Source organism: Fibrobacter sp. (assembly GCA_012523595.1).
GTDB lineage: Bacteria > Fibrobacterota > Chitinivibrionia > Chitinivibrionales > Chitinispirillaceae > JAAYIG01.
Window position 1 is genome coordinate 38,832 of sequence record JAAYIG010000197.1, and the last position, 13,036, is coordinate 51,867.

The window sequence follows — 13,036 nt, forward strand, 5'->3', positions numbered from 1 at the left end:
ATTGCCTGTAAAGCAGATTTGCAGGAACAAAAAGACTCATTTTTTCCCACTGTCCACAGGAGGCACATATACCAGCGATGTGTCTTTGTAACGGATATCTGCCTGTGAAATCAGCTTGTCAACATATGAAGTGACAAATTCATTCTTCTGCCTCAATTCAAGGGAAATCCGGATACGATCCTTGACCTCATCAAACGAAAGAGGTTTTCCAGGTTCTTCATCTGTTTTCTTCAGAATATGAAATCCAGCTTCTGTCGGAACAAGATCACTGACTTCACCAGTTTTCAATTTTGCGATTATTGTATCAAGTTCAGGTTTCAGATCTCCCCGCTTGAACCACCCGATATCACCACCCGAAAATCTGGTTGCTGTTTTGGAAAAATCCGCCCCACCCCTTATCTGATCCAGCACTTTCTGCGCCTCAGCCCTTTTTTTCTCCCTCGTTGCTGTGGAGGTATCTGATGAAAAGAATATCTGGCTCACCCGTGACTTCGGAGGATTCAAGTACCTGGTTCGATTTTCCTCATAAAATGTCTTGCAGTCCTCTTCTTTTATGGAATCGATATCTTTCAGTACTGTTTTCAAGAGAGTATCAACCAGTGCACCTTTCTGCATCTCACCCTTTATCCCCTCCTCAGTCTGCCCCATCGCTGCCAATTCACGCTTAAAAGTGGCATCATCACCAAACCTGCCCTTGAATTGTTTAAACGCACTGTCCACCATCATACTGTCAAAAGAGAGCTTGCGCCTGTCAGCCTCCTTCAGCAGAAGCTCATTGGCAATAAGCTGTCTGGCAGCACCTTTCAACAATTCTGGTGAGACCCCTTCAAAGGCTTTTGTGGGAAACATGCTTACCATGCTCTTGTGAATAAGATCAGCAGCCTCTTCGACCTGTTTACGGGTAATCGTTTTGCCCTCCACAATTACCGCCGCATCCTTGTTTTCACCCTTGCCACAGAACAGCCCAAAACAGCAGATCGCCGTCAGAATGATTCTCTTATCCATTTTTTTCCTCTCTGAGCCGGATGAAACCGGCGCGGATGTTGGGGATTTTTTTATGCTGGTGCTATACTTAGGATCTGATATCTATGTTTCTGTAAAGATACTTCAGATACAAAAATGAAGCAGTAAAAATCTTTCCTTATGGTTAAAGCCGCCACTGAAGCAGCTCTGATTCCTGTGATTTTATACTTCCTGTCTCTGGGATTGTTCCATTTCGTCAAGCGATGAATTCTCATCAAGCCAGTTTTTCCGTGAAGCGACCCTGAGAAATGCCTTGATGACAATTGGATCAAACTGCTTCCCGCTTCCTTCAATCAGACGTTTTATAGCTTCTTTCTTTCCCAGACTGTCTCTGTAAGGTCTGTTGGAAGTCATCGCCTCGAAAGCATCGGCAACATGCAAAATTCTTGCACCTATCGGAATCTGATCTTCCTTGAGATTATCAGGATAGCCGCCGCCGTTATAATGTTCGTGATGATGAAGTATAAGGTCATGAAGATCATGAAGGAATGGAACATCTTTGACTATATTGGCACCCAGAGTACTGTGAGTCTTCATGATGCCATTGAATTCCTCGTATGTCAAAGGGCCCGGCTTATTGAGAATATATCCCGGGATTCCTATCTTTCCTATGTCATGAAGCAGTCCGGCATCACGGATAATCCCTACATTTTTCTCGTCAATCCTCATCTCCCGGGCGATCTCTTCTGCAATGTTCATCACATTTTCCGAATGCCCGTGAGTATAGGTGTCTTTAGCGTCTACAGCGATCGCAAGAGCCTTGATTGTGCGGATATAATTCTCCTTCATGTCACTGTAAAGCTTTGAATTTGTCAGGGCAATTCTTGTTTGACTTACAAGACTGGACAGAAGTGCCTTCTTTTCGGACTCTCCCGGCATCTCTCTTGATGATCCAAAGAAAATGGCGCCGAACTTAAGGTCCTCCCATACAACCGGCATCACGTACCTGAACGCCAATGGAAGTTTCAGATACCCGGATGTCTTCGTTGAAAGCTGTATCCTTCTGATAAAAACTTTACGTTCGCTTATGTGTCCGGAAACTGCAGTGTTAAAACTCTCTATAACCTCTCTGCGAATCTCCCTCACTATGTCATCTTCCACCTCTCCCCTTGACCAGTACATAAACTCATGAGTTCTGCGCTGAGCCACCAGAAAGCCCATGAAATCGAGGGGGAAGTTGCGAATCGCGGTCTCATAAAGACACCTTATCACATCGTATTTATCAACCAGTCCCATAAGCCGTTCGGAATAGCTGGATATGAGCATCAGCTCATCGAGCTTCTGATTGATGGAATGGTAAAGATTGGCATTGTTGATAGCTACACCGGCCTGTGATGCCAGTACATCGATAACGCTCTTATTGAAAAGATTAAAGGGAGGAGACTTGCTGGTACGGTTCAGATTCACTACACCTATAGTTTCTCCTGAAACTTTAATAGGCACTGAAAGGGCTGACGATATGTCCTGTCTCGAGAAATTCAGTCCAGTTTCAGGAGTAGTCTTACCATCCGCCAGCAGAAGCGATTTTCCATTAGTAAACACCCACTTGGAAATAGTCCATTCTGTCAGGTCAGCAAGCGATGATCGGACACTTGATGAATTGATGGCTTTCTGCCTCACCATGACCAGTTCCTGATTCTCTCTATCTATAAGCTGAAGAGATCCGCTCTCGGCCTCTGATACCTCAAGGCAGAACTGAAATGTGATATCAAGTAATTCGTCAAGGTTGTGGGTTGTGGTAAGCCTGGTTGTGATATCGTAAAGAGAAACCATCTCGTTGAGCATGAAATTCTCACGCATCAAACGGGTAGATTTAATAGCCTGGTTTATCTTCTGAAGGAGCAGTTCAAACTGATAGGGTTTGAGGATGTAATCATAGGCACCACTCTGGACTGTTTTCACCGCTACATCGAGATCTGGATCGAGTGCGGTAATAATAACCGGTGTAGTGGAAATCATCTTCCCGGCATTCTTAAGAAATTCCAGCCCGTCCATCTTCGGCATCTTCAGGTCCGCAACAACTACATGAGGCCTGATCTGCTCCAGCATCTCCATCGCCTGCAAACCATCATAAGCCAAAGCTGTCTTGATTCCAACAGAAGAGAGGTATTTTGAAACGGCCGAACAGAGGCTCTGATCATTATCGGCCAGTAAGACAAGGCATTCTTCTTGAAGGCTCATTCAGATTCTCAGAAACAAAATCAAAGATGTTTTTTACCAACGGTAAGTTAAACTGATCTGACTTGCTCCGGCAAACGCCATCACAGATGAATAGGCAAAATCAAGCCCTGCCCGTCCGCCAAACAGATTAACTCCGGCTCCGAAACTGAATTTCCCCTGAGTCAAACCCACCCTCAAAGCAAGCCTGCTCATAATGGTATACTCCAGTCCGTATCTGCCTGCCGTAAAAAGCATCGATGGATTCCTGGACACCCTGCGGAATTCAGGTCCCTCGATACCAACACCGTCGGCTAATTCATCACTCCCAATATAGTTAATTCCCTCATTGGACAGAAGATCCGGCGTGCAATACACGATCAGCACCTTTCCGTAAATATAAGGGAATTCCCTCTCCCAGCCTATCCCCACCCTGATATGGGGAGAAACTCTCTGACGATAAGATTCGCTCCAATACACAACACTTCTCACTATATTTTCAAAAGAAATCGCCAGAGATATCCCGGGATCACTGAAGAGTACCCTGGTCCCAAGGTCCATCCCAATGCTATATCCACGGTATTCTGAAAGGTTTACCCGCCCCCCGTTAATTGCCCCGCCTGCCGCTATTATGACAGACTTGTTAAGATGATACTTCCACCCCAATCCAGCACGAAAATAGATCCTCGACAGAGAGATTATCTCCGGGTCATAAACCGGATCACCGTTTTCGCTTGTATCTGAGTTGGCGGTTATCTCCACATCAGGCAAAAATGTGTACCCCAGGGTAACTCCATATCCAATATTTTCTCCTGCTTGTGAACTGAATGAAAGCAGCGAAGTACTGAAGGTGTTATGGAAATAATTGGCATAGGAGAGCGATAGAGTGTTAAGAGAATCAAAAGCCAGATTTGCAGGAGTGCTTGCAGGAAAGATTCCGGAACTAGTGCCTAAATCTGCACCTGCAAGAGCTTCGGAATAAGGAGCGTTCATCAAATAATCATTTATATCCGAGTAAAATCCGAAACTTGACCGGGCATCACCCGTTGTAAAAAGGGCGGCTGCTAAAACCGCGATTCCGGATTCTATCAGGCTCCTCATGTCAGTATTTACCTGTCCCCATTAAATAAAGATCTTACCATAAAATAACTTCTTATCCTCTGCATTACCATAGATTTGCACTTTAAATCATAAACCGGAAAGGTATGATCGACCACTGCATATCCAGACCGAAAAGACAATTATACAATAAAGCACTGTATAACTGCACCAATCTTGATCAAAGACGAAATAATCGTTTTGCGGTTTAGTACCAAAAAAGATTGACTCTTTTGTATAACCGTTCTATTTTATGCAGTTCCCCGGGCGCATGGCTCAGTTGGTTAGAGCGCCGCGTTCACATCGCGGAGATCGCTGGTTCGAGTCCAGCTGCGCCCATTTCTCATTCAAAAAAAACCCGCCTCAATTATAAGCTCAACAATATTACTCTAAATGCTTTCTAATAACAAAATCGCTTATTATTTTAAGCTTATCCGAATATTCTTTCCAAGAGGAATCTTTTAATGAATTCCGGCTTAATTTTCAGAAACAATTTAGCCTGTCTGTTACTCATCTCCCTGTTCTCAATAGCCTCCTCACAGGAATCTATCAGCTTTACCCTGCCTGAGCAAGGATTGCTTATAAATACCCCCATCTGTACACTACTGGTGGAATCTGATTCCAGAATAAGAAGAGTCGAATTTCAAGCCCGATATACGAATGCCAAAGACTCAGCAGTGATTATTGACCTGGGCGCAGTCTCAAAAGCTCCTTTCCAAACGGTGTGGGATATTTCAAAAATCCCTAACCAGCTCATCTCCGGTGTCTCTCTTCTTGCCATAGCCACTATGGGTAACTGGAAAGAAGTGGAAACCAAAAGAGAAGGCGTATTCTTTGTTCATCACCCAATTAAAAGGCCTTTGAAAACTATCCACTACGATCATAAAGGCACAAAAAAAATCAAATCAGATACAATCTCTTTAAAATATGCCCGCTCTCCAGGCACCGTAACCTCATCTCTATATTGGAATGAGAATGATATAACAGTTTTGCTTGAGGTTAAAGACCCCCTGTTTTATGCCAATGTGACACGTGAAGAGCTCGCAGGTATGGGTATGGAAATAATGCTCGACCCATCCATGAGTAGAAAACCTTACCCAGACAAAGATATCCTCTCCTATGCAGTTCCTCTCTACGGAAAGCCCTACAGAATCATCTATAATCCTCAATTTGATTCCAGCGGAAGCTTTAAACTCACTACCAGCACTGAACCCTGTGATTTTAGACACCAGGTGACCAAAGTGGATTTCAAGGGTTTTAAGATCTATTTCTCAATTCCTCTGGAAAAAATCGCAACTCCTCTACCCGAAGAAATTGCCTGTAATCTGGTGGTTAAAACACTTGTAGGAAACAACATTGTCAGGAGTCCATGGATCAACCACGGCCCTGCAGCATCCTACAGCCCCTTTGTCTGGGGATCTGTCAAATTCCATCCAAAGCCATTTTATAAAAACCGGTTGCTGATTGGGGGTATCTCTTTCGGTTCCGGATTCATGTTAACACTCCTGGTTCAATTGCTCATCTTTTCTCTTAAAAAAACCAGTACAGGCGGGACCACTAGAAGATCTGAAGTTGATGAAAAAGCATTTGAGAGGATAAAAGAAGCGATGGAGAAGCGAATTACCCAGAAAAATGCAGCCAAAGAAGACATTGCAAAAGACCTTAAGATCTCTGCCAAAAAACTTAACAAACTGATAAAATCATTTACAGGATTGTCATTCCAAAACTACCTGATGTATAACCGCACCGAAATAGCAAAGGAAAGACTGCGCTCCTCTCATTGCAATGAAGCTACTGTGGCAGAAGCGTGCGGCTTTCAGAATGCCCAGGAAATGGAGAAATATTTCCTGAAATTCCACCGTACAACACCCGGAAAATTCCGCTCAGAGCAACAGGTCGCCTGATTTCAAACCTTAATGCAGGTATTGTATATACCAGTCAACCGCCAGCCGTGCGACTTCATCCAATGCTCCCGGCTCCTCGAACAGATGCGTGGCTCCGGGAACTATCTCCAGTTTTTTAGCCGGAACCCTGATAGCCTCAAGTGCCCTTCGGTTCAGCTCTAAAACCTGATAATCATCACCACCCACAATCAGAAGAATCGGCGCACTGATCCTGCCCAGATCAATACCTGCCATATCTGGCCTGCCTCCTCTGGAGACAATCGCTTTTACGTCTGTACGACCCACAGAGGCTGAAATGGCTGCAGCAGCACCAGTACTCGCTCCGAAATAACCAAGGGGAAGAGTCTTCAGATCGGGTTGTGAAGCAACCCAGTCACTTGCAGCACTTAAACGCCTGGCAAGAAGATCTATGTCAAAGCGAAGGTTTGCACTTATCAGATCAGCAGCCTCCTCAGATCGGGTCAGCAGATCAAAGAGAAGTGTCGCGTAAGCACCATTATTAAGATACTGAGCAACAAACCTGTTTCTTGGACTGAACCTGCTGCTCCCAGAACCATGTACAAACAAAACCAGACCCTGGGCAGTCTCCGGTATGTAGAGACTCCCGCTGAGATTGACATCATCAGAAAGTATCGGAATGCGCACCTCGTGTTCCATCTCTCTCTCAAAAGCCATATCAAACCCCTCTATCGCAAATTTATTCTGCCCGACATCTGCCGTTTGTCAAAGATGTTTTACAAACGGTTCCTCATACCCTGCCATCACAATACCCTGCCATCACAATACCCTGCCATCACACCGTAGAAATCAGATTAAACATCAAGCACAACAACAGCCTCCCACCCCGAACCGGTCTCCTTTACCTGAAAATGGTGCAGAGTAACAGCTTTTACATCCACTGCCAGATTATGCCTGGTGTCATCTATCTCCTCTCCAACAGCCATTCCTTCAAAAACAATCGATTCTCCGCGCCTCTCAATTGAAACATTCTTGAGCCGCATCAACAGCCGGAAGGCATCCTTTAAATAGATTAGCTCCTGAAGAACCTGGAAAAGCAGCATCTCTTCAGAATTGTCCTCGACTTTCACAGAGCGAATCTCTTTTTCTCCAACAGAATCAATATCCTCCACCATCAGGTTTGTGGTAGCATCAAAAGCAGCCGTGAAAAGCTCCTCCAACGTCTTTCCCCAGGCCCTGAATGCAGCATCAGAAGTAGTTATATCTTCCAGATATTCATAGGGCATCGTTCAGCCTTTCACATTTCCTATCGGTGAGAAACGCACAATCGGGCGGCTTATCTGCGCCAGACTGGCAGCCTCAACCACCTCATCGATATTTTTATACGCACCTCCGGCCTCTTCAGCCAGTGCGGAATAGGAACTGGTTCTGGTATAGATCCCCTTCTCTGCCATCTTCTCCTGAAGCTCTTTGCCCCTGAAAAGCTTCTTTGCTGCCTTACGACTCATCACACGACCACTCCCATGTGTTGTGGAGTAAAAACTCCGGGCTCCCTCAGAAACCCCGGTCAAAAGATAAGAACCAGTCTCCATGCTTCCACCTATTATGACCGGCTGCCCGGTTTCCCTGTACACCTCCGGTACCCCCTCCATCCCGGGACCAAACGCCCTGGTAGAACCCTTTCTATGAACCAGAAGCCTCTTTGCTACTCCGTCAACCACATGAGTCTCCAGCTTGGCGGTGTTATGAGCAACATCATATACCTGATGCATTCCTAAATCCTCAGCACTCCTTCCGAAAATCTCAGAGAAGGCTTTGCGGACTTGATGAAGGATGATCTGTCGATTGGCAAAAGACATATTTATAGCACATTTCATCGCCTCAAAATAGGCCTGTCCTTCAGATGAATTGAATGGTGCACAGGCTAGTTCCCTGTCAGGAGCAGTGATTTTGTATTTGCCCATGGCATTGAGAAATACCCGTATGTAATCGGTTGCCATCTGATGCCCGAATCCACGGCTCCCGCAATGAAACATCACTACCACCTGCTCTGTTCGAATCCCAAGCAGTGAAGCTATATGCTGGTTAAAAATGTGCTGAGGCCTGACAACCTGAATCTCCAGATAGTGATTTCCAGATCCCAGACTCCCAAGCTGATGAATTCCGCGCTCAATTGCCCTCTCACTTACCCTGGATGGTTCCGCACCCTCTATGCAACCGTTTTCTTCTGTCCTTTGCAGATCCTCCTGCCACCCATATCCGTTCTTAACACACCATCTTGCCCCCTCTACCGCAACTCTCATGAACTCCCGCTTGTCTACCTTTATCTTCCCCCTGCTTCCTACTCCCGAAGGCACATCTTTAAACAGCCGGTCTACAAGCATCCCAAGCCTCGGTTGAACCTCACTGTAAGTAAGATTTGTCAGCACAAGTCTCATCCCGCAATTAATATCGAACCCTATTCCCCCGGGAGAGATCACCCCTTCATCAACATCCATCGCAGCCACCCCCCCTATGGGAAAACCATACCCCCAATGCCCATCGGGCATACAAAGGGAGTATTTGACTATGCCGGGAAGCATGGCAACATTTGCGACCTGGTTGAAGACACCCTCATCCATCTCATCGATCAGCTTCTCTGTCGCGTAGATACGGGCCGGGACTCTCATGCCTGGTTTAAAACCGGACGGAAGTTCCCAAATGGTGTCGGTAATCTTCTGAAGCTGGGAAGGACGGGTCATCTCATACTCCTCTAATCATGCCAGGATAAGTTCGTTGATAACATTTTTAACTCCCCGGGTGTTTTTTGCAGCATACTCTGCTGAGTAGTAAGAGTTCCAGTGCGGAACCTTTCCGCTTAAAGTGACCACCCCCTGTTCAACCTTCACAGTAACCGCCTCCAGATCCAGCATATTCATCCTGTCAAGAACATCACTGATCTCAGTGGCAATCTGATCATCAGAAACATTGTGGGTGGGAACAACTGTAAGCTCATTTATTACCTGAAGAACTCCATCGATCTCCGAAGCAATCTCTGCGCACCTCTCCTTTCCCCAGAAAGAATCAACCGATCCCCTCAGTGTCACCATCCCCTCCTCTACATACACCCGCACAAAATCCTGATAAATGTTTCGGTCAAGAGCTAAAGCACTGCGGAGAGACTCTGCGACCTTTTCATCAGTTATTCTCCTGCTGAACCCGGGGTACTCTATTTTAAGCCTGTTTTCTACTCTCCTGACTCCCTCAACACTCCTTGCTGCATCTTCAGCAGAATTCAACGCAGCAAGATTTTGCACAACCCCGCTAAGGATCACACGGCTATCCTCCACCTCCACATTGACACGCGACTCGTCTATTCTTGTGTCGGATCGAAGCTGCGCCTTGACATTGCGCAGTATCTCCTCATTACCTGCCATCCTCTGCTCCTCTCAAACTTCTTTGTTCACCATTAATAAAATACGTTCTCATTCCGGAAGTGATGACGGGGAAAGAGGGGTCAGGGGCTTCTGGCCAAAGAGCTCAGCATACTCCCCGGGAAGAGATGAGAGAATCTGCGACAGGAGACCCTCTGTAACAGCTATACCAAGAACACTCATCACCACCCTGGAGTACCCGACAGCATCCTTATACCCTGTCCCTGCCCTTGCACCGACCCTGTTGTAATACTCCTCAAGATTAAACAGGTCACCGGGCTGTCTCTCATGTAAAACCGCTTTCAGTTCCTTTGGAAGCTGAGCACCCAGGCTCTCCCTGTCTGCAGACTTCAGCCGCTCTCCCAGAGTTGACAAAGAGGCATCCACTATCGCCGCCGCAGCCGATTCATCCGCAAGCTCCGCTCTTTTCTTAACCTCCTGAAGAAATTCATCGTAGTGCATTATAGTGCCCCTGAAAATTTGTGATTCTGATACACGTATAAGGTTGAGAGCAAAATCAGGACCCGTTTCAGGTGAAGCACTGGCATTCTTATTGCGATACTAACCATAAAGCACACCCCAAAGAAAGGAACCAGATATGACAGATGTCAAAAGGAACATCACTTACACAGCAATCCCGCTTACAGTGCTTGCGGTTGCGGGCATTATCATGAGAAAAATGGCCTCAAAAGATATGGAATCAAAAAAAGAGATAAAAGGAACCATTTCCGAAGCCTTCAGGGAAATCGATGACACGGTTAGCGAGCTTAAAACCGGCATGGAAGACAAATCTGCATCACAACTGGAACGCTCGCTGGACTCCCTTCTTGAGACCGCAAAAAAAAATCTGGATCGGATCAGCTCTTCCATAAAAACCAAAATCCACGACCTGAAAAACAGAGATACCGAGAGCCCTCCGGCCTCTGCCGTTTCAACCTGACTGAGAAGCACGGTGAGTTATCGGAATCGGCGATACCGGAACTGCTGACACCGATAACTTCCCAGGCATTAGAAACCCTGATCCACCCGGGACAAACTCTTCCAAATACTCTATATGATCCAGCTCATCTTCATAGTTTTCCTCTATTTGAGCTCGTAATTCGGCTTCCATGCTATATCCCAGTAAAAATTCATACCTCCTCCCGATATAACGCTCATTCTCAAGCAAAACCTCCAGGCACTCCTTCCCTCCCAACGTCCTCACTACCCCAGGCAATGTCCCATCAAGCTCCTGGTTCAGACAAAAACTCATATCCCGAGATATGCGGCTTATCTCATCTAAAAAGCTCTCAAGATGTTCACTGTGATCCAGACGGAAATTCTCAAGAGCCGCTCTTATTCCAGGGTCACTGATCTCCGGAATCGCTTCACCATAACAACAAAGTAAATCCACCTCCAACCTGCTTAAACTAATCAGTTCCTCCCAGATTTTCAGGGTCTTCATTATGTCTCCCTCATCTCCCAAAGCTAAACAGAAAACAGCAATGAGCATACCAAAGGGCAGAAATCTTGGATATTTCAGATACAAAACTAAAGTGTACCCCTGTATTACCGATATATAGAATGAAAGCACAAGTTTATCTCCCACGGATGACGGGAGACAAAAACAAAGGGGAGAGGTCCAGGGAGGGATCAGACTTCCAGGGATGGAAGCAAGCCCCTGAAAGAAAGGCAGGTAAGCCATGAATATCCAGTCTGTTGTTTCGGCTTACGGGGCCAAACCTTATGAACCCTCTGCCAAGAGCGGAAAAAAGGCAGCCCCGGAAAACACGACGGCTGTTCTTGAAAAGGAGCAGGTTGAGTTCTCTGATACTTCTCTCAACCTTCAGAAGATGCGCAATCTGATCGATGATATTCCTGATGTGCGCATCGCAAAAGTGGAAGAGATCAAGTTGAAGATCAAGTACAATGGTTACCCAATGGAAACCAACCTGTACAAAGCTGTTAAGCACATGGTCGAACAGCGGATCTTATGATCCCCTCTTAAGCTACGGTCACCACACCCTTGGCGGATCGCATGTGATCTGTTGAGGGTTTTTTCTTGCCTTTTAAAATTACTTAACCCATTTTTACTCTCTTTAATGCCCAGGTGGCGGAATAGGTAGACGCTACGGACTTAAAATCCGTTGACCGGTAACGGTCGTGCCGGTTCGATTCCGGCCCCGGGCATTTTTAGTTTTCTCCATTGATAATCCCTGCCCTGACCCCAGACTAGACAGATAAGATTTCCCAAAAATCATGACGAGTGTACAGGTCTGACTTCCAAATATTCCAAAATAATCGGATCAGATCTCTTTATTCGACGTGCAAAAAAATATTCCTCTACTTGCGTTTTTAGATTGACTTTTAGATTTTTTTATGATTTAATTAAATTATAATCCTGTTGACCGGTAACAGTCATGCCATTCCGATTCCGGCCCGGGATTATAATAACACCCCCTCTCTTCACAAAAAGTTTCTTGCAAAATCACCCTGTTTGTGGTAAAATCTTCTTTCTGGCCAGAAGTCTTTCTGGACGTGAAGTAAAGAAAGCATTATGGACTCTAAAAAAGACAACTCCTCAGTCGGCACTCTCCCCGATCTTCGTGAATTGTTCCTGATAGAACAGCAAAAAAACCAGGAGCTTAAAAACATAATCGAAATCCAGCAGGTGCAAATAAAAACATACGCACGCCAGCTAAGCGGAATCTATCAGCAGTCAAAGCTTAAACGTAAACAGATCATTGACACTAACCATCAACTGGAAACCTACTCCTCAGAGTTGCGCAACACTATCGCCAACCTCAAACAAGCACATCACGATCTTCAGGATGCCTACAGGGACACTATTTACAGACTGGTACTGGCATCAGAATACAAAGATAACGACACCGGAAACCACATCACCCGTATCGGCAGATACTGCATGCTGCTGGCGGAAAAACTTGGCTTCCCAAGCCAGGAGATTGAAAACATTGGCCTGGCTTCCCCCATGCACGATGTCGGCAAAATCGGCATCCCAGACAGTATCATTCTAAAAAACGGTATGCTTACAGATGAGGAGTTTTCAATCATTAAAACTCACACCACAATAGGGGCTGTTATTCTGGATAACTCCAAAGCTGCAGTGCTCCAGAGTGCCCGTCTGATCGCCCTCTCGCATCATGAACACTGGGATGGAAACGGATACCCGAATAAACTCGCAGGAGAAAACATTCCATTCAACGCCAGAATCGTGGCGCTCACAGATACTTTCGACGCACTCACGTCCAAACGGCCTTATAAAGAGCCATACCCTATTGAGGTGGCCTGCGAAATCATCAAAAAGCAACGGGGAAAACAATTCGACCCACAAATCGTGGATGCCTTCCTGAATAACCTTGATGAGTTAGTGGAAATAAAGCGAAGTATCGATAATGAGGACCCGGTAATCGCACAGCATAAGTTTATCTGGAGTGAACGGGACCGAAAATCTGCTCCCATGGCAAACGCGTAGCTTCTCGC

At 45.8% G+C, this 13,036-nt stretch carries 13 protein-coding genes and 2 tRNA genes; 6 read left to right on the forward strand and 9 right to left on the reverse strand.

The annotated features are described in order from the left end of the window. Window positions 1-36: 36 nt before the first annotated feature. The 3 genes from GX089_13185 to GX089_13195 form a co-directional block, all read right to left on the reverse strand. Window positions 37-1,005 carry a hypothetical protein gene (locus tag GX089_13185; protein NLP03445.1) on the reverse strand — a complete coding sequence of 323 codons (969 nt, stop codon included), beginning with the start codon at window positions 1,003-1,005 and terminating at the stop codon, window positions 37-39. Between the two features lie 180 nt (window positions 1,006-1,185). Beyond that, on the reverse strand, window positions 1,186-3,204 hold the full coding sequence (locus GX089_13190; protein NLP03446.1) for an HD domain-containing protein: 2,019 nt from the start codon (window positions 3,202-3,204) through the stop codon (window positions 1,186-1,188). Between the two features lie 33 nt (window positions 3,205-3,237). Then, window positions 3,238-4,281 carry a hypothetical protein gene (locus tag GX089_13195; GenBank protein NLP03447.1) on the reverse strand — a complete coding sequence of 348 codons (1,044 nt, stop codon included), beginning with the start codon at window positions 4,279-4,281 and terminating at the stop codon, window positions 3,238-3,240. 262 nt (window positions 4,282-4,543) lie between these two features. Between GX089_13195 and GX089_13200 the strand changes: the two genes are divergently transcribed. After that, window positions 4,544-4,617, forward strand: a tRNA-Val gene (locus tag GX089_13200). Window positions 4,618-4,742: 125 nt separating this feature from the next. Further along, a complete protein-coding gene (locus tag GX089_13205; protein ID NLP03448.1) occupies window positions 4,743-6,182 on the forward strand; it encodes an AraC family transcriptional regulator in 1,440 nt (479 codons plus the stop codon). A 9-nt stretch (window positions 6,183-6,191) separates the two neighbouring features. Here the strand turns inward: GX089_13205 and GX089_13210 are convergent, their stop codons facing one another. From GX089_13210 to GX089_13230, 5 genes are all read right to left on the reverse strand, one after another. Then, window positions 6,192-6,857 carry a hypothetical protein gene (locus GX089_13210; protein NLP03449.1) on the reverse strand — a complete coding sequence of 222 codons (666 nt, stop codon included), beginning with the start codon at window positions 6,855-6,857 and terminating at the stop codon, window positions 6,192-6,194. A 137-nt stretch (window positions 6,858-6,994) separates the two neighbouring features. Further along, window positions 6,995-7,426, reverse strand: coding sequence for an archease (locus tag GX089_13215; protein NLP03450.1), 432 nt, complete (start codon window positions 7,424-7,426; stop codon window positions 6,995-6,997). A gap of 3 nt (window positions 7,427-7,429) precedes the next feature. After that, window positions 7,430-8,881: an RtcB family protein gene (locus GX089_13220; GenBank protein ID NLP03451.1), complete on the reverse strand. Its 1,452-nt coding sequence runs from the start codon at window positions 8,879-8,881 to the stop codon at window positions 7,430-7,432. A 15-nt stretch (window positions 8,882-8,896) separates the two neighbouring features. Beyond that, a complete protein-coding gene (locus tag GX089_13225; protein ID NLP03452.1) occupies window positions 8,897-9,556 on the reverse strand; it encodes a BON domain-containing protein in 660 nt (219 codons plus the stop codon). Between the two features lie 48 nt (window positions 9,557-9,604). Further along, the gene (locus tag GX089_13230) at window positions 9,605-10,015 is read right to left on the reverse strand and encodes a DUF2267 domain-containing protein (protein NLP03453.1); all 411 of its coding nucleotides are present in this window, start codon (window positions 10,013-10,015) and stop codon (window positions 9,605-9,607) included. A 136-nt stretch (window positions 10,016-10,151) separates the two neighbouring features. Between GX089_13230 and GX089_13235 the strand changes: the two genes are divergently transcribed. After that, on the forward strand, window positions 10,152-10,493 hold the full coding sequence (locus GX089_13235) for a hypothetical protein (protein NLP03454.1): 342 nt from the start codon (window positions 10,152-10,154) through the stop codon (window positions 10,491-10,493). Here GX089_13235 and GX089_13240 read toward each other — a convergent pair. After that, window positions 10,485-10,997, reverse strand: coding sequence for a ferritin-like domain-containing protein (locus tag GX089_13240; protein ID NLP03455.1), 513 nt, complete (start codon window positions 10,995-10,997; stop codon window positions 10,485-10,487). The two genes, GX089_13235 and GX089_13240, sit on opposite strands and share 9 nt — an antisense overlap. A 238-nt stretch (window positions 10,998-11,235) precedes the next feature. Between GX089_13240 and GX089_13245 the strand changes: the two genes are divergently transcribed. From GX089_13245 to GX089_13255, 3 genes are all read left to right on the forward strand, one after another. Continuing rightward, complete coding sequence (locus GX089_13245; protein NLP03456.1) at window positions 11,236-11,529, forward strand: flagellar biosynthesis anti-sigma factor FlgM; 294 nt, start codon at window positions 11,236-11,238, stop codon at window positions 11,527-11,529. A 107-nt stretch (window positions 11,530-11,636) separates the two neighbouring features. After that, window positions 11,637-11,722, forward strand: a tRNA-Leu gene (locus tag GX089_13250). Window positions 11,723-12,089: 367 nt separating this feature from the next. Continuing rightward, a complete protein-coding gene (locus GX089_13255) occupies window positions 12,090-13,028 on the forward strand; it encodes an HD domain-containing protein (protein ID NLP03457.1) in 939 nt (312 codons plus the stop codon). Window positions 13,029-13,036: the final 8 nt, after the last annotated feature.

Coding starts and splice junctions, on each gene's coding strand:
- GX089_13185 (NLP03445.1), bottom strand. CDS start 1,005: ATGGATAAGAGAATCATTCTGACGGCGATCTGCTGTTTTGGGCTGTTC.
- GX089_13190 (NLP03446.1), bottom strand. CDS start 3,204: ATGAGCCTTCAAGAAGAATGCCTTGTCTTACTGGCCGATAATGATCAG.
- GX089_13195 (NLP03447.1), bottom strand. CDS start 4,281: ATGAGGAGCCTGATAGAATCCGGAATCGCGGTTTTAGCAGCCGCCCTT.
- GX089_13205 (NLP03448.1), top strand. CDS start 4,743: ATGAATTCCGGCTTAATTTTCAGAAACAATTTAGCCTGTCTGTTACTC.
- GX089_13210 (NLP03449.1), bottom strand. CDS start 6,857: ATGGCTTTTGAGAGAGAGATGGAACACGAGGTGCGCATTCCGATACTT.
- GX089_13215 (NLP03450.1), bottom strand. CDS start 7,426: ATGCCCTATGAATATCTGGAAGATATAACTACTTCTGATGCTGCATTC.
- GX089_13220 (NLP03451.1), bottom strand. CDS start 8,881: ATGACCCGTCCTTCCCAGCTTCAGAAGATTACCGACACCATTTGGGAA.
- GX089_13225 (NLP03452.1), bottom strand. CDS start 9,556: ATGGCAGGTAATGAGGAGATACTGCGCAATGTCAAGGCGCAGCTTCGA.
- GX089_13230 (NLP03453.1), bottom strand. CDS start 10,015: ATGCACTACGATGAATTTCTTCAGGAGGTTAAGAAAAGAGCGGAGCTT.
- GX089_13235 (NLP03454.1), top strand. CDS start 10,152: ATGACAGATGTCAAAAGGAACATCACTTACACAGCAATCCCGCTTACA.
- GX089_13240 (NLP03455.1), bottom strand. CDS start 10,997: ATGAAGACCCTGAAAATCTGGGAGGAACTGATTAGTTTAAGCAGGTTG.
- GX089_13245 (NLP03456.1), top strand. CDS start 11,236: ATGAATATCCAGTCTGTTGTTTCGGCTTACGGGGCCAAACCTTATGAA.
- GX089_13255 (NLP03457.1), top strand. CDS start 12,090: ATGGACTCTAAAAAAGACAACTCCTCAGTCGGCACTCTCCCCGATCTT.